Raw genomic sequence first — 26,464 nt, forward strand, 5'->3', positions numbered from 1 at the left:
TCTTGGCGATGGCGCCTGGAAATTGAAGAGGACCAGTTATGGCTATGGAGCAGACAACCAATCATCAAGCAGGCAAATCAGCCGGACATGCACAGTTCTGTCGTCGTACTCGACGTGAGTTTCTGTGGGAAGCCGGTGGAGGATTTGCTTCGGTGGCATTGACGGGCATGATGTCGCAGGACGGTTTTCTCAATTCGCAAGCCGTTGCCGCCGATGGGGTCAGCCAGTTCCAGAATCCCCTGGCACCCAAAGATCCCCATTTCAAGCCGAAAGCCAAGAGCGTCATTTTTCTGTTTATGTATGGTGGGCCGAGTCACGTTGATACCTTCGACTACAAGCCGAAACTGTATGATTTGGACGGCAAAACGATTCCGGTCAAAACGAAAGGCCGCGGTGGCGAAAAGAACGAGGGTCGCGTTGTCGGCCCGAAATGGAAGTTCAAGCAGTATGGTCAATCGGGTCAATGGGTTTCGGACCTGTTCCCGCATCTGGCGACGTGTGCGGATGATCTTGCATTTTTGAAATCAATGACCGCCGATTCTCCCATTCATGGTTCGGCGATGCTGATGATGAATTCGGGACGCATTTTGAGCGGCTTTCCCAGTCTGGGGTCGTGGCTCAATTATGGTCTGGGAACCGAGAATGAAAATCTGCCCGGTTATGTGGTGATGCTCGATCCGACGGGGGGGCCGATCAGCGGGGCCAAGAACTGGTCGAGTGGATTTATGCCGGCGACGTATCAGGGAACCACCATGCGCTCGGAGGGCGCGCCTCTGATTGATTTACGTCGACCAGAAGGGATGAGCAAAGCGGTACAGCGTGAGTTACTGGATGCATTAAAAGCAGCCAACGAGAAGCATCAGGCCACGCGAGCCGGCAACTCGGAGCTGGCGGCGCGGATCGCCAGCTACGAACTGGCGTTTAAAATGCAGAAGCATGCACCCGAAGCAGCCGACCTGGCGTCAGAAACGAAACAGACGCAGGAGTTATACGGGCTGAATAACCCTCGTACGGCTGATTTTGGCAGACGTTGTCTGTTGGCCCGTCGACTGGTTGAGCGCGGCGTGCGGTTTATTCAGTTGTATTCCGGCGGAAACCATAATGATGCCAACTGGGATGCTCACGGGGATCTGTTTAAAAATCATAGTTACCACGCCGGGAATACTGACCAGCCGATTGCCGCGTTGATTAAGGATCTCAAAGCACGTGGCTTATTTGATGAAACGATGGTCGTCTGGGGCGGTGAATTTGGTCGGCAGCCGACGGCGGAATACGCCAAGGGAACGGGCCGCGACCACAATTCGTACGGCTTTACGATGTGGACCGCCGGTGGTGGAGTGAAAGGCGGAACTTCAGTGGGGGCGACCGACGAGTTGGGCGCAGCGGCGGTCGAAAAACCGTTCCATGTGAAGCGATTGCACGCCACCATTCTGAATCAGATGGGAATGGATCCGAATCGTTTGTCTTACTTCTATGGTGGACTGGATCAAAAGCTGGTGGGCGTCGAGCATACCGAGCCGATCCACGAAATTATTTAAGCTTCGAAAACCAATTAGTCGGCTGATTGACTGTCGGCGATTTTCTGTTTCATCTGCGCTACGATTTCAGGATGTTGATTGGCAATATTGTTTTGCTCTCCAATATCGGTATCGAGATTATACAGCTCGAATGGTTTTTGCGGACCGGTCTGGACTGCTTTCCATTTCCCGGACCGCAGGGCGACTTTCCCGCGGTACTTCCAGAATAGTGTTTCGTGAGCCGTCTGCGGTTGCCCCAGTAGCGTGGGCAGGTAGGAAACTCCATCGATGTTTTGTGGCGCCTTGATGCCCGCCAGTTCACAGGCCGTTGGCAGAAAATCCCAGAAGGCGCTGATGTGATCGGAAGTAGAGCCCGCTTGAACTTTGCCGGGCCATTTCACGATCAGGGGAACGCGAATGCCGCCTTCATAGAGATCCCGCTTATAGCCGCGCAGTGGGCCGTTGGAATTGAAAAAATCGACCTGATGCATGCCTTCCTGGTGCGGGCCATTATCTGATGTGAAAAAGATGATCGTCTTGTGTTCGAGGTTCAATTCTTTTAAGAGTTTGACCATTTGTCCCAGGTCGCGATCGAGACGGGTGATCATGGCGGCGAAGCCTTTTTCGGGCGTGGGCCATTCGCGATCTGCGTATTCGCCGTATTCGGGTACTTCCATTCCGTCGCCGGTCGCCCGGCCCCCTTCATTGTTCGCATGCGGGATCGTGTAATGTGCCTGGAGGAAGAAACGATTCTTGGCGTTGTGTTTGATGAAGTTGAACGCTTCCTGAGTGAGCAGATCGTGCGAATAGGTTTCACGCTCGATGGAGACGCGTTTCTGTGGTCCGACTTTATTGCCCGGCAGCGAAATTTCCTGTTCGTTGCTCCACAGAAATTCCGGATAAAAGTTGTGCGCGTTTCCCTGGTCCAGATAACCGAACCAGAAATCAAAGCCCTGCTTGCTGGGAACGCCCGTTGATTCTGGGGGGCCCAATGCCCATTTGCCGACTCCACCGGTCGCGTAGCCGGCTTCCTTTAAGAGTGACGTAACGGTGGTGGCATCTTCCGGGAAATAATATTGTTCATTCTGGCTGATCGGAGTATGTCCGGTATGCTGGCCCGTTAACAGAACCAGCCGGGAAGGACGACAGACCGTATGACCGGCATAGTGATTTGTGAATCGCATTCCCTGTTTGGCCAACTGATCGATGTTGGGAGTTTTGATGACGGTCTGTCCAAAGCAGCCGAGATCACCATAACCCAGATCGTCCGCCATGACGTAGATGATATTGGGAGGCTCTGCCGCCTGGCTCTGATTGAGCAACATGACGCTGAAGAACAGGCAGGCAATGCAGCGGACCAGAGTGCGAATTGAGCAGTCTAAGGAGTTCATCAATAACCTCTGTTTTGATCGGGATGCGAAAATCGGGGAGTGTCTGTGCCCCGTTTTTTGCACCGGGGCGCTCTCTATCTTTAACGACCCAGAGAGGGAAATTCAACAATGACTTTAATCACGCCGTCTTTGCGATCGCGAAACAGTTCAAATACCTGCTGAATTTCTGCCAGGGGAAAACGATGTGTAATAATGGGAGTCACATCGATGCGTCCTTCGGAGAGCCATTGCATGGCGAGCGGGAAATCGCGTTTGAAATCGGGATTGATGCTGGTGTTGACGGTGATGTTTTTAAAGAGCAGGTCGCGCCAACGGACCTGATCGATGGTTTCAGGGGGGACGCCGAACACGAGAATGTTGCCAGCTTCGCGGCAGAGATCGATACAAAGATTGAGCTGTTGATCGGCGTGGCCGACGGCCTCGATCACGATGTCGGGCAGTTCTCCGTTCAGGATTTCCCGCAGTGCGGTAACGGGATCTGTGTTCTGATTGCAGATCGTCGCGGTTGCCCCCATGCGGGGACTGACCTGCAGGCGGGATTCCAGCAGGTCGATGCCGACAATCTGACGCGCGCCCATATTGCTGAGCGCGGCATTCATTAATTGTCCCATCGGCCCCTGCCCGACGACGGCCACTGTTTTATCCAGCAGATTGGGCAGTTTCTTGAGAGCGAACAGCGCCGTTCCCAGAGGTTGTGCCATCAAAGCGTGTTCTTCCGGGATGTTGGTGGCGATGGGAATCGTGCGGAATTCGTCCAGCACAAAACGTTCGCTGAGTCCCTGCTGCATGACGGGAACGGCGAGAACCCGGTCCCCTGCTTTCCAGCGCTGTCCATTCGTTGCGGTGACGGTTCCGATCATTTCGTGTAAGGAGTGACCGATTTCAATTTCCCATTCATCTGTGCCATTGAAGTAGGGCAGGTCAGAGCCACACAGGCAGGTTGTTTCCGGCTGGAAGATGATTTGTCCAGAGCCTGGCTCCCGGCTTGAAGCCGGTGCGAGCTCGGGTTCGGGGACGTCAATAAGTTCAATTTTTCCTGGCGCGACAAGATGGCTTGTTAACAACGAACTGGTCCTGATATGAAGAGAGAGTGCTCCCCTGCTCCAGAAACAAAGAAGATTCTGGTGGGAATGAATTCGATTGGATATAGTATATAAAATATACAAAAGAACTTGAAATGCAATGTAACGACGCAAGTCCGATTCGGCAAAGATCGAAATGGCAAGAGGAGATTCATGATGAAGAAACAAATTTCTGTTGCTGTGCTGACAAATGAGACGGGAGCGCATTTAAGTGCCTACTTCTCTGCACTGAAGGAAATCGACGCCGTTAAGGAAGTGTTTCTCTCAGACCCCAGTCACCAGCAGCTGGAACTGGCCCGGCGGGAACTCGGCTCCAAGCTGAGTGAAGTCTATGACAAGCCTGACGTGTTACTTCAAAATGAGCATCCTGACCTGGCTTTGATTACGATGGAAGCCCGACAGGCGCCACAAGCGATCAATCTGGCTTTGGAGCACGGCTGCCATGTGTTGTCGGAAAAGCCTGCTTGTTTGAGTGTAGAGCAATTTGAGCCTTTAGTTCAAAAGGCTGAGAGCAAGCATTTGGATTTATCGCTGTCCCTTGCCAATCGAACGAATCCGGAAATCCAGTTTGCGAAGTCATTGATCCATGCCGGAACGCTGGGAAAGATCTACGGCGTGGAAATGACTCTGCTGGCCGACCAGACCCGGTTGACGAATCCTGCGTATCACAAAAGCTGGTATGCACAGAAAGATCATGCGGGAGGAGGATTTCTGTCGTGGTTAGGCATCCACTGGCTGGATCTGTCGATGTATATAACCGAATCTTCGATCACCGATGTTTCCGGGTTTACCGCATTAGTCGGCGATCAGCCGATTAGCGTGGAAGATGCTGCCGCCTTGTCTTTTCGATATGAAGCCGGTTTTTTAGGAACATTGACCGCTGGTTATTTTATGAATCGGGGATACCAGTCCCTGATCAAAATCTGGGGCAGCAAAGGCTGGTTGGAAATGGTTCCATTTGAGAAGCGTCATCTGGAATGGACGCTGAATCATAACGGAAAGAAATTTCGATTTGAAAAACCGGTTGAGCCTCGTGGGTACACGCCGGCGGTTCGCAAAGCCGTGCAGGCCGCTGCCGGAAACGGTGATCCGCTACTAACGAGCCGAGAGAGTTTGCGAATTATTCGCACGATTTATGCGTTTTACGAGGCCGCAAAATCAGGCAGAGCTCAGAAGATCTCACAAGCTTAACCGAAATTGTGGTTAAATATATTCGTCGTCGTCTTTGAGATCTTTTTCTGTAATGATGCGATGTCCCTGCTCGGTCAGGGTTTTGATTCCCAGATCAATATCGTCAACACATAAGGCAATCGCACCTCGACCATGTCTGCGATAAAGCAGCGGATAAGTGTAGTCGATATTTACTTCTGCCTGTAGCAGCGAAAGACAAATCCGCATATAAGGTTGCGTGTCGTCAGGCAGTTCCACGCCAATCAGATCTTTTTCGAAAAACGTATATTCTGATAATTCAAAAAGTTCGCGTGCTCTCTCGTAATTGTCGAGAACGATGCGGCTCATAGCCACATCTACCGAGTCAACGGTACTGAGGGCGATAATTCTGAGATCAAACTTTTCCAGCAGTTTGAGTAGTTGATGAAGATAACCGACCCGGTTTTCCATAAAAACACAGAATTGGCGCAGGCAGGGCCACTCTTTGCCTGGCTCACCTGTCGGGTAGGATGACTGACCATCAAAATCCATCTTTTTCTCTCCACGAAGTGATCACAACCAGATTGTCAGATGACACAGCAGCATCAAACAGACCTGTGTGAGATGTTTGGCAAGAATCAAGCCATCATTGGCTTTTATCAAGTTCTTGTCTACAGGCAATTTAAGAAAAACTATACTAATCGTCAATAAGAGGTGGATGTTCCAGGGGCCGAGTCAGCCATTTAATTGCGATTGAGGGGTTTTGCTCAAGAGAGGGAACGCTAAGTTACTTGTATGACTGGCCTACGTCGCATACAACTTGAGCTGGTCATGATGAGAATATTGGTGTTTTTCCGGGAGCTGTGTTTTGATTCGCACATTTCTGTTTGATATGGGCAATGTTCTGGCTTTTTTTTCACACGAGAAAATGTGTGAACAGATGGGGCAGCTTTGTGATCGTACCGAGTCTGAAATCAGATCCCTGCTGATCGAATCCGGCAAACAGTGGGAATATGAACGAGGTCAGCTGACCCCCGCCGAATTTCACCAGTGGTTTGAAGGAGCCGTCGGTCAATCCGTTGATTTCGAAGCTTTGGCGCTGGCCGGCTCTGATATTTTTGAACTGAATTCGTCCATCCTGCCTGTTTTAGATTCCTTAAAGGCGAGTGGGTTTCGTCTGGTTCTGCTATCAAATACCTGCGTGTCACACTTTGAGTTTATCTGGAACCGATATGACGTATTACAACGATTTGATGATCATGTGACGTCTTATGCAGCGGGTGCGATCAAACCGGAGCCTGCGATTTTTGAATCTGCTCTGCAAAAAATTCAGTGTGCGCCCGCAGAGGCATTTTATACAGACGATATTCCGGATTATGTCCGCGAGGCGCAAAAGCGGGGCATTCAGGGGGAAGTCTTTACAGATACGGAATCATTGATAGCGCAATTAGCTGGGCGTGGGATTCACATTTAAGGCGGCTTTACGTCCACAGCATTCCGCCTCTCTGTATCTGGACTCAAACGCGGTGCTTTACACTTTGATCAGATCCCTTATCCAGACTGTCCGTTGTTGTATTTGCCTGGGTTCGTAGTGAACACCTTTGGAACATTGTTTGCGGGAATATGACTGAATCTTTTGAGATGAATCCAAAAGAACCTGATTTTCAGGCATAAAATAAGAACTTACGTTCGTTTTATCTGTGGAAGGCGTTATGTCGGTCGATTCTCACCCTGGTACTGCAGAGCCTTTGGCTCCCCTTGCGAAAAAGCGATCTTATCGCGAAGCGCTGATGATGGGCTGGCCGCAATTAATCACGTGCTTTTGGTTTGCTTTCTTATTCTTCTATTTCGGAAATGTGCACATTTTTTATTCGGATATCTGGGGCCATGTTTCCTATGGAGACTGGATTATCTCGAATCAAAGGTTGCCTGAATACGACCCTTTTCTATCCCTGGCAGAAGGTGTTCGCTGCATTGATGCCGCCTGGCTGTCGCAGATCTTCTTTGCGAAAGTCAACACGGCCTTTGGTGTGAGGGGGTTATCGAATCTCTTTGCTTTGACCGTGTTTGCGACGCATGTTCTCTTCTGGTGCGCCTTCTATCTCAAAACAGGTCGCGTAGGGCTCAGTACGTTAGCGTCATTTTTGCTGGTCTTGATTGCTTCCAGCCGCATCGCGATCATCAGGCCGGAGATCTTCGGAACTTTCTGTGTTGCGTTGCTATTGGTGATCATGGCCTGGTCGGAACGATATGATTCCGTGAAGACCGGCTTGCTGTCTGGGGATGCGCCTGACGGATCAGAAAAAACGAGGCAAAAGACACCCAAAGCCCTGCTGTTCTCCCTTTATTTAGGCATTCCCCTGATTTTTCTGGCCTGGGCCAATTTGCATGGTTCTTTTGTGGTCGGGCTGGCGATCATTGGTCTGCAATTTCTGGGACGAGTCCTGGAAGTGGGTTGGAGAACACGCAGTCTGGTGGAAATCTGCTCGGACAAATGGGTCAGACGCTGGTTAGTTGTCACCGAGCTGTCGGTCTGTGGCGCTCTGATTAATCCCTATCACATCGATTTGTTTATTAACTCACTGACCTTTCCCCGCAATCCGAATTTAAAAGATGTACTGGAATGGGAACCACTCGAATTCCGTGATGCAGAAGGGATTTTATTCTGTTTTGCCTGGGTTTTGATGCTGGCTTTATATCGTCATAGTCGTGAAACGATACGGACGGCGGATGTCCTGCGCGTGGGATTACTCTCGCTGGCGACGATTGTCGGCGTGCGAATGATTGGCTGGTTTTCCGTTATATTTGTGTATGCCATGGTTCCACATCTGGCCAATGTCACTCAAAGCAGAAAACGGGAAAGCCAGAAGCTGTCTGAGAGAGAGCCTCAAAAAATACCATTCTGGGCTAAGAAATCTCCTGTAATTACAGCATTTTGTGCCTTATTCCTGTGGTTCGGTTTTGCTTTCTCGAACATTGCCACTCCCCTGTTTGGCGGAACACCGCGCAGCTTGGACAAGGTTTACAGTCAGGGAACCCCTCGTAAATTGACCGAATTTTTGAAAGCCCATCCTCCTCAAAAACAGGTTTGGAATCCTCAATGGTGGGGAGACTGGCTGGTCTGGGATGGGCCCGCTGACATGAATGTCTTTATGACAACCAATGCGGTTCATCTTTCTCCTCCGCGCGTCTGGAAGGACTATCTGGGGATTGCCCGGGCAAGTCGGGGTTGGCAGTCGGTGGCAGAAAAATATGACGTTTCGACGTTTATCGTACATAAAGAGAAACAGGTCAAACTGGATGAAGAAGTTCGTAAATTAAAGGGATTTCAAGTTGTTTACGAAGACGATCTCAGTCTGGTCGTCTCGCGCGAACCCGAGTTGATTTCAGCCGCAAAGCAGGCAAAAGCGAAAGGCGAAGCGACGTCTTCTGCATCAGAGAATGAGGTACAGAAGTGACACCGATCAAAACTCCGTTACGTCAAAAATTGCGCATTGCTGGGTTTCTCAGCTTTCATATCCTGCTGGTCGGTGCTGTGGTTGGCTGGGGCGCGGTACGTTATCAAGAGTGGAAAGCAGAAAAGAAGCTTCCGCAGCTACGCTTGAATCCATTAAAAGTGGTCCCCCGGTATGATCAGCCGGACGTTGTTTCAGATCAGGATCTGTCGGAGGTGCTGTATCGATTACGGCCCCAGTTCCGCGGGAAAAAACCGCGTATTAATCATGTAGATCACGCCTTGCGCTTTTGGGGAATCGAAGCGACGTTTAATGATCCCAAATGTAGTTCGGGAATCGAAATGCGTGATATTCTGCTAGACCATCGTCAATTTCTGCAAGTCTGGGGTTCGGAAACCAAGCCCCTGCTCGTTCAGGAACAGTATGGACTTCGACCGCGTGTTCAGAAAGGGGCAGCGACTTCGAGTCACGAAGATCACACCCTGGCGACGCTGGCTGAAGTTGGAACGCCGGCTGACTATCCTGTCGTCACGTCGCAGGGAGAAACAACGCTCGCAGCCTTGATTCAGGAGACTCTGAGCTCGTTCAGTCTTAATCAGCTGGAGTATGAATGGTCGGCTTTGGTATTTGCGCTGTTCATTGATCAGCCGCAGGACTGGATTACAAGCGAAGGTCAACATGTGAATTTTGATGTCATTGCAGACCGGATCATGCGTCAACAGCCTACAAAAGGAGTTTGTTATGGAAATCACCGATTGCATGCTTTGGTGATGCTGTTACGAGTCGATGAACAGACCCCGATTCTGACGAAAACGGGCCGGGAAAAAGTCATTCGCTATCTACAGAATATCACACAATTGCTGGTGAAAAATCAATCGGAAGAGGGATTCTGGGATAAAAACTGGGATGGAAAAAAACTGGAACTCCCTTCTGAAAAAATCTTCACTCCACGTGCCCGTCGTGTGCTGGCGACCGGTCATGCGATGGAATGGTGGGCGCTCGCTCCCGAAGAGGTCCTGCCCCCTGAGGAGACACTTCAGAAGGCGGGACAGTGGCTTGTGAGTACCATCAAAAAGATGCCAGACTCGGAGATTAAAAGCAGTTACACATTCCTCACTCACGCCGGTCGTGCCCTGGCTTTATGGAGAGGCAAGTTTCCCTACCAGGTTCAGCTCTCCTCAGAGAAGAATTAAAGCTGCAGCAGCTCGCTTCTCTCATTTTGAAGCAATTCGTTTTTCTCGCTTGAACTGCGGACTCCCTCCGGCTCGTTATCGAGGAGGGCGAGAAACATTTCTTTGGGGTGTGCACTTCAGGTTACACTTGGTTTCAAAGTGTTAACTTTCGGAAGCGCTGCCTCGTTTCATTCTTCCTCCAGTTGCTCTGCAGCGGAAATCTGCTTGAAAAGTGCCTGTTAGCTGCTTGTTACTGATTTTAGGGGCTGTGACACAAAAAAACGTTAGCAGAGACAATCACAAAATACATTGTGGAGTGAAATTGCGAAAAATATGCACTGTGGGTGAAAATGGCACATGGTCTGCTGTTAAAACGAAACGTCTGCGCTGGGCGTATGCAGGCGCGTTAATTTGTCCGGGTGTTAATAGCTACATTTTCTTGTGGTGCATTCAGGCAAGCATTAACCATCTGATTAATGTGAGGAGTACGAATGAAGATGTTTCAGCAGCTTTGGAATGATGAAAATGGTTTCGTCGTTTCAACAGAACTAGTGCTGATCGCTACCGTGTTGGTTCTCGGTATGATTGTCGGGTTAACCACACTTCGTGATCAGGTAATCGCGGAACTTGCTGACGTTGCCGCCGCAATGTCAAACAGCAACCAGAGCTACTCATTCTCTGGTATTACAGGACACTCATCCAGCACTTCAGGGTCTATCTTTGATGACAACCTGGATTTCTGTGACCAAAACATCGATCCAGCTAACGCGGATCCACACTGCATCACTATCGTGACTGCAGAGCCTGAATAAGTTTCAGAAAAAATTGGTTGTTTAAAGTTTTTATCAAAATGTTCAAATGAGCTGTATATCACAGCTCACATAAGTAATAAGGAGTTAGGATGAACATGCTTTCTAAATTTTGGAATGATGAGGCAGGATTTGTTGTCTCGTCTGAACTGGTTCTGATCGGCACAATTCTCGTACTGGGTGTTGTTGTTGGTTTGGCGACCGTTCGTGATCAGGTTGTTCAAGAACTGGGTGACCTCGCTTTAGCTATCTCAAACATTAACCAGAGTTACAGCTTTTCAGGTGTTACCGGACACACATCCAGTGTTGCTGGTTCCATCTTCGATGACGAACTCGACTTCTGCGATGCAAACATCGATCCTGCAAACGCAGAACCTGCTTGTATCAGTGTTCAGATCACAGCAGAAAACGAGTAGTCTGGCTTCGTTGGAAGCTTGAGATATTTGCAATCTGTTCCCGAGGACGCCCACTCGGGAACAGGCTGTTTCAAAGTTGGATTTGTTAAGTTAACTCTTCTTTGGCACACAAGATGCATATTCTCAGAATAGTCAAGTGTTTCAGAGTTTACGTAAGTACTGGTCAGGATGTGGTAGGAATGAGAATTGCTCGTCAATTTTGGAATGATGAGGGGGGAAGTATTTCACCCTTTGCGACTGTCTTGATGATGACAATTCTCCTTGTCGGCATCATCCCGGGCATCGCGACGTTAAGAGATCACATCGTTCAGAAATTTGGTGATATGGCTGTTGCTCTGGAGAGTATCGACCAGTCATACAGTTTTGAAGTGGATGGTGTGACGAGCGAGTATGTAGATACAAATAGTTTGACTGATCCTGTCGGTGACGCGCCAGCTTGTCTGGATCTTTCGATCACAGCCTCTGGTGAGTAGTAGTAGTTACTGACAGACAGTTACGATTTTTAAGTGTAAATAGATGTAAGTCACCTGTGTTTGGCAAACGAAACACAAGTGTGAAGTGTATTTTTTAGTATCCGAAAATTTCAGGGAAGTTCACGTGGCAAAAATTAGTCCAGGAACAATGACGGCAGCGATTTTCGCAATTCTACTTGGCTTGGGCGCAGCTTATACTGTGCGACAGTTTATGCACAAGCCGTCCGGTCCACCGGTTCTGGCAGAAGATCCCGCGAAGCCGCAACAGGTAATTGTACCGATTGCATCAAGGGATCTTGTTCCAGGACAGACACTGTCGATCGACGATATTTCGCTTTATCGAATGCCTCCTGAAATGGTTGACAAGAAATTTAATTCAGAAGGCAAACAGCGAATCATGAGCACCCAGTATATTGCTGGTCGTGTTCTCAAAACACCAATTAAAGCCGGACAACCATTTCACACGGTTGACCTGTTTGCAAATGGTATGGGACCTGGACTGTCAGATATTCTCGAACCAGGAAATCGGGCTGTGACGGTCGCCATTCACAAAATTGGAAATGTGGCTGGTTTCTCACGTCCTGGTGCTGTTGTCGATGTTCTGTTTCGCTCGAAAGAAACTGATGGGATTCCTGAAACAACGATTACCCTGCTTGAAAAAGTGAAGGTACTGGCTGTCGGTGAAATTGCAGTCCCCGGACACAAATACGTCAGAGACCAAAAAGGCGGCAAGATCGTCGAAGACTATTCCGTTACACTAGAGGTATCACCCGAACAGGGTAAGGTACTCAAAGTGGTTGAAGACCATGGTGTACTCAGTCTGGCTCTGCGAAATCCCAATGAGAATACAGAAGTTGTCTCCGCTGGTCGAGCCAGTGACCGTTTGACACTTTCAAATATCCTCGGTTTTATCCCGAATCAGCGTGTTTCCAGTATGGATATCTATCGTGCCGGTCAACTCAATACGGTGCACTTTAAAGGCAACCGTGCTTATAAGAGCCAGAACTGGATTGACGCGATTGAAACCCCCGTTGCTTCTGAAGTGATCCCTTCCAACAAAGCAACGACCACGATGAAGCAAAACGATCGTAGAACCTCAGAAATTTCTACGCCCCTCAGCGGATTATAAACTTTACCCTGATATAAATTTGTGTTCTCTCACATCACGGTAACAGTGAGCAGAGTCGTTAGTATTTGGTAGCTTTTGAGCTATTTAGTTTCTTTGGGTCGATCAAGGTACGCCTTCGCCCAAAGTACGTCATGACAAATCGCGAAAGATAGTTTCAATCGTGAGAGTCAGGGCAACCTTCGCATCTACCTTTTGAAGATTTTGGGTTTGCACATGGAATCACTCGGTACAAAAAAACTTTTTGTGGAACCTGAAAGTTATCTTCCCGAAGGCAGGGAAGCAGAGCTTCATTTCCAGAAGCAAAAAGTGTTAATTCACCAGGAACTGGTCGACTCACTCGACTTGTCTATGTTAGCTCAAATCTCTGAGAAAGAACTCTCGGCAGAGGTTCGTTCGGTCGCAACAGAAATCTGCGATGAACATGTCGCGGTTCTGGAAGGCATTGATCGCGAGCGTTTACTAAATGAATTATTGAGCGAGGTTTTTGGGTTGGGACCTTTGGATAACCTGATGTCTGATCCCACAATCAGCGACATCCTGGTCAACCATGCTTATGAAATTCATATCGAACGAAATGGCCAACTGCAGGAATCGGATGTCATTTTTGCTGATAACCAGCACTTGATGAGAATCATCCAGCGAATTGTTTCGCGAGTGGGCCGTCGAATTGACGAAGTTAATCCGATGGTGGATGCCCGGCTGCCTGACGGTTCACGAATCAATGCGATCATACCTCCCCTGGCCTTAAACGGACCCTCTTTATCGATTCGAAGGTTTGGGGCTGCTCCGCTGCAAATTGATGATCTGATTGATAAAAAGTCTGTGACACCTGAAATTGTCGACTTCCTGGCAGCAGTTGTTGACTCCCGGATCAGCATGCTGATTTCCGGCGGTACAGGTAGTGGTAAAACTACTTTGTTGAATGCCCTTTCCAATTTTATTCCCCGTGACGAACGTCTGATTACGATCGAAGATTCTGCAGAGTTATTATTGCAGCATAAACACGTCGTCCGGCTTGAGACCAAGGTTGATAATACCGAAGGGGTCGGTGAGATCTCACAACGGCAACTGGTAAAAAACAGCCTGCGCATGCGTCCGGACCGTATTATTATCGGCGAAGTGAGAGGTGCGGAAGCACTTGATATGCTACAAGCGATGAATACAGGACATGAAGGATCTTTAACCACCATTCACGCCAACGATACACGCGATGCCCTGGCCCGATTGGAAATGATGGTTGCAATGAGCGGTTTCGAGCTCCCCTTGCCTGTGATCAGGCAGTATATCGCGAATGGAATCGGAATCATTTTACACGTTTCCCGGCTCAAAGGGGGGCAACGATGTATTACCAAAGTCTCTGAAATTGTCTCCATGAACAGCCAGGGAGAATATAAAGTAGAGGATATCTTTGGATTTGAACAATCTGGAGTCGATGATCAGGGAAATGCACAGGGGACCTTTTATGCAACTGGCTATCGTCCCAACTGCCTGAAGCGAATGGAAGCATCAGGGATTCAGCTCAGCGATTGTATTTTTGAGAAGAAATAATCACATAACCTGGGAATAAACGATCCAGGTTATATGGCGTTTATAGAAATTAGTGGAGAAAACCTGTTGTGGACAGTTCCTCGGTTGCATTGATTTGTTTTGCTGCAGTGACGGTATCGGTCCTGGCGGTCTATCTGTTTTTTCGTGATTTATCGGGCGCTGGTCAATTGAAGTCGGGGCAGTTTTCGAAACGTCCGCGTCTCAGAAGAATTCGAAATGTCTTTGACCAGGAACCGTCCAGCAGTATCCTGGGAAGAATCGATCAAAGTTTTGATCGGCTTGTGCTGGAGAATGGTTCTGATTTCACGCCATTTTCTGCATTTCTATTATTACTGGTCTGTGGTTTGGCCATTGGTGGCAGCATTTTTGTTTACTCAAATCAGCCTATCGCAGGTATTGCAGGCATGATTGGTGGAATGTTTGCTGTTTTGATCATTTTGCATTTTCGCAGAAAACGAAGAATGCAGATGATTCAGGAAGAGCTTCCAGAGATGATTGACCTGCTCGCGCGGTCAACACACGCCGGTGCCAGTCTGGAACAGGCGATTGCCATTGTGGGTGAAGAAACCAAAGGGCCTTTGAGTTATGAATTCAGACGCTGTGCCCGACAGTTGGACATGAATATGTCTGTGCCTGCTGTGATGAAGTCGCTTTCGAATCGGATTCAGCTGGTCGATCTCAAAATTCTGACATCGACATTGATGTTATATCGTAAAACTGGTGGTAACCTTCCTGCAAATCTGGAACGGATGGCAGATGTGATTCGCGATCGAATAAACTATCGCCGTCAAATGAAAGCTTCTACGGGAGCCGGTCGCGCATCAGCGCTCCTGATGACGGTGGTGGCTCCGGTTGCTTTTGTTGTGTTATTGGTCGTTTTCCCTGATCATGTTTCCAATTTATATACCGACCCTGTAGGAAATATTCTGTTGCTGACAGCCATTGTTCTGGAAGTCATCGGCATCCTGTGGGTTTCCACTTTATTGAGAACAGAATATTAAGCCTTCGATCAATGACGACTTGCTTTTGAGCTGATTGTTCAGATTTCACATAAAAGAGAATTCTATGTTTGTTGATATTGTTTCCATTGCGACGTTTCTTTTAGTCTGCCTGGTATTCTTCCTGATTGGAGATGCCATTGCTGCAGGACACCGGGCTGGACGAAAGAAACGGCTCGATCTGAGCGATCCGGGGGCGAAGAACTATTCCACCTCAAAAGTAGGTGTGTTCAGTCGCGCGATCGCAGGCGTGGTTCCGCAAACGGATGAAGAAATTAAGAAAATTGAACTCGATCTCAAGCGGGCCGGTTATTACCGTTCCACAGCCCTGGTTGAATACCTGGCGACCCGAAATTTACTAATCGTTCTGGTACTCATCGGAACGGGCATTGGTTGTGTATTGGCAGATCCAGGAACCAATATTCCCGAGATCGTTCTCGTTGTCGGCTTAGTGGTTGCAGGTGCCGGATATGGTCTTCCCCGTATGGTGCTGCATAATCAAGCGAACCGCCGCGTTCATCGGATCCAAAAAGGATTACCCGATGCACTCGATCTGGTGATGATGTGTTTGACAGGCGGAGTCCCCTTGCGGACTGCATTGCAGCGTGTGACTGAGGAAGTCCGTTTCTCTCATCCGGATATTGCGGTTGAATTTGAAATCATACGTCGTCATGCGGACGCTAATTCGATGGCGGATGCATTGAAACAATTTGCCAAACGAATTGATGCTCCTGATGTGAATACGCTTTCGCTGATGATCTCTCAGACAGAGAGACTGGGGACGAATGTTTCAACAGCCTTGATCGATTTTGCAGATGGTGTTCGTCGAAAATATCGTCAACGTGCCGAGGAGCATTCAAGTAAGACAAGTATCAAATTGCTCTTCCCCGTGATTTTTTGCATGGCACCACCGATTTATATCCTCTTCTTCGGGCCTGCGGTTCTGGAGCTCCGTAACTTCCTGATTCGCGAACATCGTCCTGGTGGAATTCTTGAACCTGCTACATTTGGGGATACAATCAGCACCACATCTGAAACCATTCGAAATTCAACGAACGAGAGTGCGATTCAATAAGTCAGCGACAGCGGTCTAGTTTAAGATGCGATTAGAAATCGCATGCTGATTACCGATCCGTTCCAAAGAGGTTGCAGATGCGAGATATCCCGAGAGCTAACTCTCTGCATGCAGTTTGTTTTGGGATGCCGGTTTCTTTTGCTCAAGCATTCCGTACTTGCGCATCTTTTTGTAAAGCCCTACACGGCTGATTCCCAGTGCCTTTGCCGTTGCTGTCTTGCGATATCCGTTTTCAGACAATGATTTTTGCAACAGGTGCATTTCATTCATTGCAACCTGATCGGCCAGGGTTTTATTTTCCTGTGCGGAATGGAGGCTCTTGTCAGGCAGTGACATCGTTTGTTGAAGAATCTCAGGGGAAAATTCATCCGTCGTCAGCTCACCGTGATTTGAAAATAAGACAGCTCGTTGAATCTGGTTTTTTAATTCCCTCAAGTTGCCTGGCCATTGATACTGTTTGAGCATTCGCAGTACTTTGAGATGGACTTTGTTGATGCCAACCGCGTGTTGCTCGCAGCATTCTTTGATAAACTGCAGGGAAAGTGGAATGATGTCATTCGGGCGTTCTCTGAGGGCCGGTAATCGAAATTGCAGGACATTCAAACGATAATATAAGTCAGAGCGAAATTTGTTTTTTCGTGTTAATTCATCGAGTTCTACGTTGGCAGCGACAATCAGCCGTGCTTCTGACTTACGCGACTCGGTTGAACCGACAGGCTCGAACTGCCCTGTTTCGATTACTTTGAGAAGTTTGGCCTGATCTTTAGCAGATAAGATATCAATTTCATCTAAGAGCAAAGTTCCTTTTCCTGCCGCCTCGAAACGGCCAATTTTACTTCGTTCTGCTCCTGTGAAAGAACCACGTAAGTGCCCAAAAAGCTCGCTTTCAATTAAATCAGAGGGAAGCGCACCGCAGGCAATGTTTTGAAATGGTTCCGTATTTCGCGGCGAGAGTTCGTGAATCATTGACGCCAATGTCGTTTTCCCGGTTCCTGTCTCGCCGACAAGCAGCAACGTGACATTATGTTTTGCGATCTTGGAAATCTGATCGATGATGGGAAGCATTGCCGGTGTATAAGTCGTCACATGCCGATCATTGGCATAAATTTGACGAGAATCAGGGAGAGACGCGGGTTTCTTGACGGCTTCAATCGCCTCTAACTCTCTGGCAAGGGTGCTCACTTCCTCTGGCTCAGGTGGGTATTCCAGGAATGCATCAGTTAAAAATGAAGCAGACTCTGCCAGGTCCAGTGGTAGGAATTGATCAATCACTGAGACGAGCTTGAGCGGGTAGGGGCAGGATTCTGTTAAATAGTTCAGAACGTCTTTTCGATAGTCATAATCTGAAGGTGATTCGGACGTTCTCAGGTCCAGATATAATACAGCCGGTGATGTATTCTGCTGTAAACATCTTTCCAGTTCAAAAAGGTTTGAGGCCGTTTGGAAGCATTGGTTGATATTGTTTTCCAGATCGGTTTTGAGAGCAGACTGCAATTGAGAATCTGCCGTATAAATAATTCCGATAGGGGGCATCACGAATCCTTTAGTTCTCGTTAAATCAATTGATGGCCTTGATCAGCCTGCCCGTGTCCAATAACTCAGCGAATGATGACGGTGAGTGATCAAATCCCACAAATTAAAATGTTAGAAAATGGGAAGAATATAGTGAATATGCGGCTGTGGACACGATAACAAATGTTATCACTAGAATCAATTATGTAACTTTAGGTAAATAGGGTGGTCGTATCAATTAGTCTCGATAGTAGTGTTCCTGCTTGATCTAACGCCAGTACGAAAATCAAAAAAAGAGGCTCTGATAACAAATATATAAAACGAAATCGGGATCGAGGAATCACGCATTCGAGGAATATTCGATAGCAATAATTGTCGTAAATACTTGTTTTTAATAGAGATAAGGGGTCGTCTAGTGGGCAGGTTTTGGGTGAGCTATCTGGCTTGGGGAGGTCGCTGCTGGTCTAGTTAGTCATATCGTAACAGTTTGTATGTCACTGACAGAAATACATATCAATAGTATTACAATGCCATCTTCTAAATTTGAAATTATGCATAATAGATTGTGCCGATAGACTCCAAAAGGAGAAATTAGTAGCACACAGCACGGATCGCTCTGACCCTGCTCCGACAGATCTGATTGATCGGGGCCTATTCTTTCTGGCGATTCTGTATCTCAATGAACGATCGAACTCATTTCTTTATCAGCTGTTCCATCACTTTTTTAATGATCTGCTTCGTTCTCTGGCTGAAATCCCCTGCTCCCTCTCCAAGAGTGACATCTCAGGAAGCGCCGGTTATCGAAGCCCCTCCACTGGATCTACAGAGCTTTCTGGATGTGGAGGAAGGTTCCACGACTGCGATGGTCAGCCTTCCTGTGTCAACGCATCTCGAGAAGGAAAAGAACAAACAGTTTATTCCTCTGAATGTTGTCCCGCAGCAAAAAAGCCAGCACAATCAAAAAGTGCAAATCGTTGCTGCAAAACGATCCGTCGACCAATCGCACGAAATTTCTTCAAAACTACGAAAGCAGTTACAGCAATCTGATAGAAATGCAGATCAACTGGTTGGTCAGAGTACGGATGCATTTTCTCGAGGATTACTTTCTCTATCTGAATATCATCTTGCACTCAGTCTAGGGTATAAAAACAAGCTGAAAGCTGCTGAATTACGTCAGTCAAAACAAGCTGAAGTCACTTTTTTGAATCAGAAACGACGATTGTTTCAACAGGCTGTTGAACAGTTGCAGCTGATGGACCAACCTGCCGCTCAAGGATGGTACGGGGATCTTGTACATGCCAGACTGCTTCTGGCACAAAATCAATATGAACTTGCCAATGCGACTAAGGACATTGATCTTCAACAAGCCGCGTTAGCACAGATATCAAGCCTGTCTAGCGAGTACTTCTCTATTCGAAAGGTGGAATTACAGGTCGGTGAAGCTGATCTGTCGGAATTTCGCAGAGCATCAAGAGCCGTCTATGTGGCCAACCAAGAAAGCCAGTATTTTTACGGCAGCGACAAAAATGATACCAGTGGACTCGCGGTTTATGTCCGTGAACTGGAAGAAATTCAAACCGAAGTACAGTGGATGGCAAATCGGGATGCCGGAATGGGAAGAAATGATTTGTTGAACCTATCTAAATCACATCTGGCATACACACGCGCAAAATATTATCAGAAACAAGATCGCGAGAATGAAAGCCGGGAATTATTCCAAAAAAGCATGGAGTACTCCCAGTCTGCCTGGAAAGAGAGAATCAACACTTACTTTCCTGCAGGAACCGCAAGTTTGCATGATCTTTCCTCTGCCTGGATCATGTGGAATGCAGCCGGTTCTGAGTATTCAGAATTACAATCCCGTGAAACCGGAACGATCAATCGAGAGATTCGCGTTGGTTTGGATCGCATGTTGAATATTGCAGACAGCATCAGAGACCGGAGAGGCCGCATGTCCAGCGATGTTTCTCTGGTTCACTGTCTGAAGCATTCAGAAATCTTAAGCGATCTGAAAGCAGCCCAGACCAGATAAAACAGAAAATCTTTGAGATCTAATGCCTGGCAGCAATTCGATTGCCAGGTTTTTTTACGGGTATTGCTGGCTGGATCGTAGAGAGAAGACAGCAGCGAAAGTTGATCTCAGTCTGAAAATGCAGACGATTGATAAAAAAGCCTCTTGAGAGAGGCTTTTGATGAAAGAGGCGCCGCCCGGATTCGAACCGGGGAATAACGGATTTGCAATCCGCCGCCTTAGACCACTTGGCTACGGCGCCCTGAAATTCTATTGAACGAATAAACTCTTGTAAGAGAGGAGTTTATAGTGTTGAAACTATTTAATCAACAGAAGCGATAGAGTCATTATTCGACGCTTCTTCGTATGAATTTGACCGAATCCTAATAACCGATCGAAGTTAGGTCAAGCAAACCAAGGGTGATCCGAAATATTTTTGTAACCTTCCCATTTTAACTCTCATGGGATGAAGTAAAAATCATCGGGTCAGTGATAAAGTTTAGGGAAGACGTAGCGGCTGAAAGTGTCTTCTCCTTGACTTACCACTCTGCTTTGGTGGTATTCTTGACTCAATCCGTGTAGCATCGAAGGCAAGCCTTCTCTGCTTTCTAATGAGAGGCATTTCAGGCTCTCAAGGTTCAAAATCTCTCTCCCTTCTTTTGAGAACGACATCGAAAAATTGAGGGGAGTGTTTTCTGTTTCCAGATAAAAGACACATCAAAATGACTGATCAAACTGATTCCACATCAAAAATGACTGAAGAACAACTGATTGACCGTGCTCGCGAAGCAATGAGTGAGAGTAGTTGGGTCATCGGTGAGTGTGCCTCTCAATGGACCAAAAAATATTCTAAAGGGAGAACCGACGCTGATTTCGGTGCGATGGTTGGTTTAAGCGGCGATCAAATTTATCAGCGTCGACGGGTTTGGGAGACGTTTGGTGACGTCCGAGAGCAATATGCCAAGCTGAAGTGGTCACATTATTACATTGCACTCACATGGGATGATGCTCCTGAATGTTTACAGTGGGCAGAAGAAAACGAGGCGACGGTTGCTGAATTGAAAGCCTGGCGACGTGCGATCAATGGTGAAGATCTTTCGATCTCAGAACCCTTTGAAGAGTATCCTGTCGATTCAGAGGTGGCATTTGTTTCCGATGAACCGATTTCAGTCAAAGATCCCTCCGAATATGGGCAAGGTGAAGGGGACGGTTTCGAATCAGGAGGCCGCGAATCCTCTGATGCATCAGCTACCGTTGGCGCGCACGCGCGAGATATGGGAACATCGGGAGGTGACTATAGTCCGTTTCGGTCAGGAGCGGCATCCCCTGCTCCGCAGAGTTCTGGTGCGGAAGCGGCGGTCGTTGCGAAACCGGAAATTACTCCCGAGCAGGCGATCAAGCGAATCTGTGCTGCTGTTGAACGCAGCTATAAGATGTTATCGCCTGAAGTTCAATCTGCGTTCCCAGAGTTATCACCCAAACTGAAAAAGCGATTTATCAAAGCGGTCAGTGATCTCAATTCTGTGGCAGCAAAGTTGCAGTAAGCTGCTCGGCTTTCTGTCCAACGGTGTTGCGATCTATGAATGGACGTGCCTAGAATAAGTGTTGGATGACGTCAGTTTCCGTCTTTTCATTTTGTGTGAAATCATCAGGTTATGGCTCCAGAACAACAGTCACTACGCTATGACACTCCTGCGAGAAAGTCTTCGATTACTCAGAAATGGCTCATTCTGATACTCATTGTCCTGATTGGTCTCATGACATTTGAGTTATTCAGCCGTAAATTGAGACAATCGACGTCTCGCATTCCCATAAGGGCAGATCTGACCCAGTCCGAACGCAGGACGATTGAATTATTTCACGAATCGTCGCCCTCGGTGGTCCATATTCGGACAGCCGAGTTTGCGTTGGAAGCCGATCAATTTAGTATGAATCTGCAAAAAACGCCTCAAGGCTCAGGAACCGGTTTTATCTGGGATCGCCTGGGGCATATTGTGACGAACTTCCATGTGATTCAAAAAGCCGATGAAGCGACGGTCACATTAGCAGACAATACCATCTGGAAAGCCAAGTTGGTGGGTTTTTTGCCTTCCAAGGATCTGGCAGTGCTAAAAATTAATGCGCCCAGCGAACGTCTCAAGCCGATTAAGGTGGGGTATTCTGCTGATCTTCAGGTGGGGCAGACCGTCCTGGCAATTGGGAATCCATTTGGTCTGGATCAATCTCTGACCACAGGAATCATCAGTGGACTGGGGCGAGAAATCATTTCTGCAACGGGCCAGTCGATACGGGATGTGATTCAGACGGATGCTTCGATTAATCCTGGCAATTCGGGAGGCCCTTTACTCGACAGCTCGGGGCATTTAATTGGGGTGAATACTGCCATATACAGCTCGTCCCATGTCTATGCTGGAATTGGCTATGCCGTTCCCGTGGACCTGATCAGCCGCTTTGTTCCTCAACTTATTCGCTATGGGCTGATTCAGATTCCGAGTTTGAATTTTACAGGCCTTGATGACTTTGTCACCCGCAAGCTGAAAAGCGATAAGCTCTTGCCCCAGGATGCTCAGGGAGTCATGGTGCGGGATGTGATGCCCGGAGGAGCCGCTGACCTGGCAGGCTTACAGGCAATTCGACTAGACCAGTCTGGGAATGTGATTCTGGGAGACCTGATCATGCAACTGGATAATATGCCCATCACAAATGCGAATGACTTACTTGATGCTCTCGAAGCCCATAAAGTGGGAGACGAAGTGCCCCTGATTGTTTTGCGCAATAATAAAAAAATGAAATTAACGGCAAAACTGCAAGAGTGGAAAAACGACCGATAAGGTTTCTTCTCCAGGCTCGATTCTGAATTGAACTGGATGATAGGTGAGATGCGAAGAGCGAAGCGTATTGGTAAATATTCGGTTTGAATGGACTTGCGCCAATAGATCTTGAATACTCAAACGGATTTCTTGGTTGACAGTTTACTGATTTGGATTACTATGTGTAGGTTCCTTTGGTATCCCTCTTGTTAAGACTTGCAGGGTTTTTACAAACGACGATCTTGTTGACAGTTCAATTATGCCTGCCGATTATCCACCTGAAATAGTCAAAGAGGGTCAGGTCACTATCGTGTCCCTGGGGCCAGAGTACGAAAATCTGGATGAACCCAGGCTCGATGCGTTGACGGATGTTCTATTACAGGTTGCCGAAACAGCATCCCCTCCCATCGTCGTACTGGACCTTTCCCATACTTCATTCTTTGGATCGGCTTTTATTGAAGTGATCTTCCGGATGTGGAATCGCCTGAATCATCGGGAAGGCGGTAAATTCTGTATTTGCGGTCTCAGTGAATATTGTACGGAAGTGCTTGAAGTGACCCATCTTGATCAACTGTGGGAAACTTATCCAAATCGAGAAGAAGCCATTCGGTCTCTGAACGCTTAAGCGACTTCACATGACGTCGTTCGCCGTTTCACGCCCCGGTTCCCCTTGCTTTTGATTGTATCCTTCTGGAGTCTGCCTGATTCAAAATGTATCTGATTGTTAACATTTTGGATGGTCACTGATCGTTTTTGTTACGGTTTATTTGCATCTACGAGGTATGTATCTGGGCAAGTACCCGCTGTTGATTGTGGTATTTTCGCTTCACCTATTGCGATTCGACAAATAAAAATCTCCAGGCGTACAGAATCCTGAAAATTCAAAGGATTGGTACAGGTTATGCATGTTAGTTCGTAGAGGATTTTCTATCTGGACTACATGAAAGGGCGACCCTGTGCTAAATAAAATCCGGACCAAAACTCAGCAATGGAAGAAAAAAGTCCGTGGTGCTGTATTTGTTGAATACCTGTTGTTACTTACGATCATCGGAATTGGTGCCATTGCTGGTTTGACAACACTTCGAAGTGCATTGATCAACGAGCTGATGGATCTGGCAAACGCAATTAACGCCATCAATTCGTAAGTCCAAGATCGCTTGATACAACTTTGGAATACCTAAAAAGGTTTGTGCCTGAGGCACAGGCCTTTTTTTTGGTTTGTCTGGGCTGTATTTTCCTTTTTGTGTTAAAAAGATTGAAATAAACGGAATGGATTGAATATAATGAGTTCGATGAATAAATAGCCTGTGGTTATTTCGCATTTTTAAAATAGATGAGGCGGATTGATGAAACGATTATTAGTACTGGCTGTTGTAATGGGGCTGTTTTATGTCACCATGTCCAGCTTTAGTTCAGCAGATCAAAAAGAGGGAGAGCGTAAGCCTGCTGCCGCTGCTCAGAAGAAGTCCGCTGAAAAGGATGAGTATTCCGACTATGATCGTGATGATCTGAAAACCGGTCTGGCCCGTGCCTATTACGATGCACTCATGGATGCCAGGAACGACATCGAAAATAACGAAGGCGAAAATGATCTGGGTGAATATGAAGACCGAGATGGAAACAAACATACCGCCTTTGATGAAGCACGCAGGACCATTCTGCAGGCAGATCGAATTCTGGCGCGAGTTAAGGCTGAAAATAAAAGAGCCTTGGTTAAGCTTCGAAATCCGCCCCGCCGAATTCTGCCTCCCAAGGCAGTTGTGAAAAGCAAACAGACTTTAGAGCAACAAATTGAAGCACAGGAAAAACTGCTCAAGCAGGAGGAGCAAAAACTGGTGCGTCTCAAAAAAGACTTGGAAACCGCTCCTGCGAAATAAAATCACTGTTTCCATTTGACGATTATGGCCGTGACGGAAAAAGCATTCCTTCGCGGCTATTTTTTTTTCAGATCAAGGCAGATCATTCTTTTTTCGTCACGCAGGTACAGTCGCCCGTTTGCCAGGGCTGGGTGAGCCCAGGCTTTAAATCCGAGTAATCCCGTCAGCTTGCCTTTCTCGCGATACTCAGTAGGGTTGGCTTCGATTAGGATCAGAGTCCCCTGCTCTGTCAGGCAGATGATATGGTCTTCCACAGCGATTTGCGTGCATTTACCAACACGTCTGGACATCCACTGAACCTTTCCGCGCTGCAAATCCAGGCAACGGTATGTGACTGCAGCCAGGTCGCCGTGCGGGCCATAGATATAACCATCCTTGATGATGCTGGTAGCAAACTGGTTCTGCATCGCCAGAGTTTTCCACTGTGAGATCGGACGCAGGCTTTCATTCTGACGGATCAAGGCAAACCGCATTGCGCCTGTTCCATAAGCAGAAGAGATAAACAGGGATTCCTCATTCCAGACAGGAGTGGCACAATTGCAGTTGTATTTGTTACCCCAGACCACGCGCCAGAGCAGACTTCCCTGTTCCGGGTTGAGTGAGAGAATTGATTGTCCGGTCGGCACAATGATTTGGCGTTGATCTTCTGCTTCGATGACAATTGGCGAGCCATAACCGGGGGGATCATTTCCAGCAGACCAGACCAGTTTTCCGGTATCTTTATTCAGAGCAATCACTGAGTTGTTATTGGAACCGCCGGGTTGAAGGATGACCAGGTCTCCTTCGATCAGAGGCGAGGCGGACATGCCCCAGTAGTAAATGGTTTTCTGTTCCTGTTGTCCAGCACCACTCACATCGAAAATATTCTTTTTCCAGACGATTTTACCGGAATTGGCTTCCAGGCAGAGTAAGTCCCCGGCTGGCAAGAGGCAATATAGTTTTCCATCATCATAGGTGGGAGTAGAACGGGGGCCACGTGCTTGTCTCTGGCTATCCAGATAGGTCGGTGCAGCGATTGTGGACCAAAGTTTCTTACCTGTATCCGCATCAAAGCAGACGACATAATCGTTCGTCAAGTGGGTTGCCATCGTCCAGATTCGGCCGTTAGCCACCACGATAGAAGAATAACCGCTGCCTAGTGGAACGCGCCAGAGCACAGCAGGCCGATGTACGTTCCAGTTCAAGTTCAGACCGGTTTCTTCTGAAATTCCGTTACGGCGATTTCCCAGGAACGAAGTCCAGGTAGTACCTTTCTTAGCGGTCTCTTGATTTCCAGGCACAACTTTTACTGGAGAAGTGGAATTCGATTTTGAACCGCGTGGGGAAATCTGAGGTAACTGACCAGTGGCGAGACTGGTGTTGATCATCAAGGCAAACAGAAGAATTGCTGCTCTGACTTGTGTTGTACGGGAGCCAGTAAAAGTACGCGGGGCAACTTGAATTTCACGCCAGTTCATTGAGACTCTTCCCATTTTGTAGTATCCGGGCCGATTCCCCTGTTAAAGAAGTTGTTCGCGCCTTAGGGCGAGACTTCAACCCAGAGTGCGATTTGAACGGCAGCGTTCAGAGGCATTTCTGAAATTCCCAGCGCAACACGTGTATGTTTTCCTTTATCTCCCAAAACGTCAGTTAAGAGCTTTGATGCTGCGTTTAAGATATAAGGCTGTCGATCGAATCCGGGCGCTGAGTGGACATATCCTTCTAAACGAATGACTTTGTTGATCTTGGAGAGCTCACCAGTGATTGACTTTATCTGAGCCAGGGCATTCAACAGACACAGGCAGGCTGCATTGGAACCGTCGTCTTCATGAAGATGTTCACCAATTTTTCCTTTAAACATCAACTCGGTACCAATAAACGGGAGCTGGCCGCTGGTGACAATTGTATTCCCAAACTGTGTCACGGGAATGTATGATCCCACCGCAGCGGGAGGAGATGGTAAAGTATGTCCCAGTTCCTGTATGAGTTCTTCTGGTGTCTGGCTCATCGTGAGATCGTTTCCCTTGTTGTAAGTATAAAAATAGGAGCGATTCCATTTTT

The 26,464-nt window shown here is 47.7% G+C and carries 24 protein-coding genes and 1 tRNA gene; 18 read left to right on the top strand and 7 right to left on the bottom strand.

From position 1 onward, the window contains the following. Positions 1-38: 38 nt before the first annotated feature. Complete coding sequence (locus Enr17x_RS11420; RefSeq protein WP_390622538.1) at positions 39-1,538, top strand: DUF1501 domain-containing protein; 1,500 nt, start codon at positions 39-41, stop codon at positions 1,536-1,538. Between the two features lie 14 nt (positions 1,539-1,552). Here Enr17x_RS11420 and Enr17x_RS11425 read toward each other — a convergent pair whose 3' ends face one another. After that, on the bottom strand, positions 1,553-2,908 hold the full coding sequence (locus Enr17x_RS11425) for an arylsulfatase (protein ID WP_198001104.1): 1,356 nt from the start codon (positions 2,906-2,908) through the stop codon (positions 1,553-1,555). A gap of 80 nt (positions 2,909-2,988) precedes the next feature. Then, the gene (locus Enr17x_RS11430) at positions 2,989-3,972 is read right to left on the bottom strand and encodes a zinc-dependent alcohol dehydrogenase (RefSeq protein ID WP_232101023.1); all 984 of its coding nucleotides are present in this window, start codon (positions 3,970-3,972) and stop codon (positions 2,989-2,991) included. A gap of 171 nt (positions 3,973-4,143) precedes the next feature. On the opposite strand from Enr17x_RS11430, the gene Enr17x_RS11435 reads away from it, so the two are divergent. Beyond that, positions 4,144-5,181, top strand: a complete 1,038-nt coding sequence (locus Enr17x_RS11435; protein ID WP_232101024.1) for a Gfo/Idh/MocA family protein — start codon at positions 4,144-4,146, stop codon at positions 5,179-5,181. Positions 5,182-5,193: 12 nt separating this feature from the next. Here the strand turns inward: Enr17x_RS11435 and Enr17x_RS11440 are convergent, their stop codons facing one another. Next, complete coding sequence (locus Enr17x_RS11440) at positions 5,194-5,691, bottom strand: acetolactate synthase (RefSeq protein ID WP_145308785.1); 498 nt, start codon at positions 5,689-5,691, stop codon at positions 5,194-5,196. A 316-nt stretch (positions 5,692-6,007) separates the two neighbouring features. Here Enr17x_RS11440 and Enr17x_RS11445 point away from each other — a divergent pair, with 316 nt between their 5' ends. From Enr17x_RS11445 to Enr17x_RS11490, 10 genes are all read left to right on the top strand, one after another. Beyond that, complete coding sequence (locus tag Enr17x_RS11445; protein WP_232101025.1) at positions 6,008-6,613, top strand: HAD family hydrolase; 606 nt, start codon at positions 6,008-6,010, stop codon at positions 6,611-6,613. A gap of 238 nt (positions 6,614-6,851) precedes the next feature. Then, positions 6,852-8,597 carry a hypothetical protein gene (locus tag Enr17x_RS11450; RefSeq protein ID WP_145308787.1) on the top strand — a complete coding sequence of 582 codons (1,746 nt, stop codon included), beginning with the start codon at positions 6,852-6,854 and terminating at the stop codon, positions 8,595-8,597. After that, positions 8,594-9,787: a hypothetical protein gene (locus Enr17x_RS11455; RefSeq protein ID WP_145308789.1), complete on the top strand. Its 1,194-nt coding sequence runs from the start codon at positions 8,594-8,596 to the stop codon at positions 9,785-9,787. The genes Enr17x_RS11450 and Enr17x_RS11455 overlap by 4 nt, the downstream gene beginning before the upstream one ends. A 476-nt stretch (positions 9,788-10,263) precedes the next feature. Next, positions 10,264-10,578 (top strand): hypothetical protein, encoded by a 315-nt coding sequence (locus Enr17x_RS11460; protein ID WP_315853061.1) that lies wholly within the window; start codon positions 10,264-10,266, stop codon positions 10,576-10,578. Between the two features lie 95 nt (positions 10,579-10,673). Next, on the top strand, positions 10,674-10,991 hold the full coding sequence (locus tag Enr17x_RS11465) for a hypothetical protein (RefSeq protein ID WP_145308793.1): 318 nt from the start codon (positions 10,674-10,676) through the stop codon (positions 10,989-10,991). 179 nt (positions 10,992-11,170) lie between these two features. Continuing rightward, complete coding sequence (locus Enr17x_RS11470) at positions 11,171-11,464, top strand: hypothetical protein (RefSeq protein ID WP_145308795.1); 294 nt, start codon at positions 11,171-11,173, stop codon at positions 11,462-11,464. Positions 11,465-11,588: 124 nt separating this feature from the next. Then, the gene (cpaB, locus tag Enr17x_RS11475) at positions 11,589-12,593 is read left to right on the top strand and encodes a Flp pilus assembly protein CpaB (protein ID WP_145308796.1); all 1,005 of its coding nucleotides are present in this window, start codon (positions 11,589-11,591) and stop codon (positions 12,591-12,593) included. A 243-nt stretch (positions 12,594-12,836) separates the two neighbouring features. After that, on the top strand, positions 12,837-14,141 hold the full coding sequence (locus Enr17x_RS11480) for a CpaF family protein (protein WP_232101026.1): 1,305 nt from the start codon (positions 12,837-12,839) through the stop codon (positions 14,139-14,141). Between the two features lie 68 nt (positions 14,142-14,209). Beyond that, complete coding sequence (locus Enr17x_RS11485; protein WP_145308800.1) at positions 14,210-15,142, top strand: type II secretion system F family protein; 933 nt, start codon at positions 14,210-14,212, stop codon at positions 15,140-15,142. Positions 15,143-15,206: 64 nt separating this feature from the next. Then, a complete protein-coding gene (locus Enr17x_RS11490) occupies positions 15,207-16,214 on the top strand; it encodes a type II secretion system F family protein (protein WP_145308802.1) in 1,008 nt (335 codons plus the stop codon). A gap of 96 nt (positions 16,215-16,310) precedes the next feature. Here the strand turns inward: Enr17x_RS11490 and Enr17x_RS11495 are convergent, their stop codons facing one another. Further along, entirely contained in the window at positions 16,311-17,747 is a 1,437-nt protein-coding gene (locus Enr17x_RS11495) for a sigma 54-interacting transcriptional regulator (protein ID WP_145308804.1), read from the bottom strand. Between the two features lie 658 nt (positions 17,748-18,405). Here Enr17x_RS11495 and Enr17x_RS11500 point away from each other — a divergent pair. Beyond that, positions 18,406-19,758 (top strand): hypothetical protein, encoded by a 1,353-nt coding sequence (locus tag Enr17x_RS11500; protein ID WP_145308806.1) that lies wholly within the window; start codon positions 18,406-18,408, stop codon positions 19,756-19,758. Positions 19,759-19,925: 167 nt separating this feature from the next. Here the strand turns inward: Enr17x_RS11500 and Enr17x_RS11505 are convergent. Beyond that, positions 19,926-19,999, bottom strand: a tRNA-Cys gene (locus Enr17x_RS11505). A gap of 460 nt (positions 20,000-20,459) precedes the next feature. Between Enr17x_RS11505 and Enr17x_RS11510 the strand changes: the two genes are divergently transcribed. The 5 genes from Enr17x_RS11510 to Enr17x_RS11530 all read left to right on the top strand — a co-directional run bounded on the left by Enr17x_RS11510 (position 20,460) and on the right by Enr17x_RS11530 (position 24,424). Continuing rightward, entirely contained in the window at positions 20,460-21,281 is an 822-nt protein-coding gene (locus tag Enr17x_RS11510) for a hypothetical protein (RefSeq protein ID WP_145308808.1), read from the top strand. A 111-nt stretch (positions 21,282-21,392) separates the two neighbouring features. Further along, the gene (locus Enr17x_RS11515) at positions 21,393-22,568 is read left to right on the top strand and encodes a S1C family serine protease (protein ID WP_145308810.1); all 1,176 of its coding nucleotides are present in this window, start codon (positions 21,393-21,395) and stop codon (positions 22,566-22,568) included. Between the two features lie 238 nt (positions 22,569-22,806). Beyond that, positions 22,807-23,172, top strand: a complete 366-nt coding sequence (locus tag Enr17x_RS11520) for an STAS domain-containing protein (protein ID WP_145308812.1) — start codon at positions 22,807-22,809, stop codon at positions 23,170-23,172. 331 nt (positions 23,173-23,503) lie between these two features. Beyond that, a complete protein-coding gene (locus Enr17x_RS11525) occupies positions 23,504-23,692 on the top strand; it encodes a Flp family type IVb pilin (protein WP_145308814.1) in 189 nt (62 codons plus the stop codon). 201 nt (positions 23,693-23,893) lie between these two features. Beyond that, entirely contained in the window at positions 23,894-24,424 is a 531-nt protein-coding gene (locus Enr17x_RS11530; RefSeq protein WP_145308816.1) for a hypothetical protein, read from the top strand. A gap of 56 nt (positions 24,425-24,480) precedes the next feature. On the opposite strand, the gene Enr17x_RS11535 is transcribed toward Enr17x_RS11530, so the two are convergent. Beyond that, on the bottom strand, positions 24,481-25,881 hold the full coding sequence (locus tag Enr17x_RS11535; protein WP_198001105.1) for a PQQ-binding-like beta-propeller repeat protein: 1,401 nt from the start codon (positions 25,879-25,881) through the stop codon (positions 24,481-24,483). A 62-nt stretch (positions 25,882-25,943) separates the two neighbouring features. Continuing rightward, the gene (locus Enr17x_RS11540) at positions 25,944-26,411 is read right to left on the bottom strand and encodes a RidA family protein (RefSeq protein WP_145308819.1); all 468 of its coding nucleotides are present in this window, start codon (positions 26,409-26,411) and stop codon (positions 25,944-25,946) included. Positions 26,412-26,464: the final 53 nt, after the last annotated feature.

Source organism: Gimesia fumaroli, assembly GCF_007754425.1.
In the GTDB taxonomy this organism is placed as follows: domain Bacteria; phylum Planctomycetota; class Planctomycetia; order Planctomycetales; family Planctomycetaceae; genus Gimesia; species Gimesia fumaroli.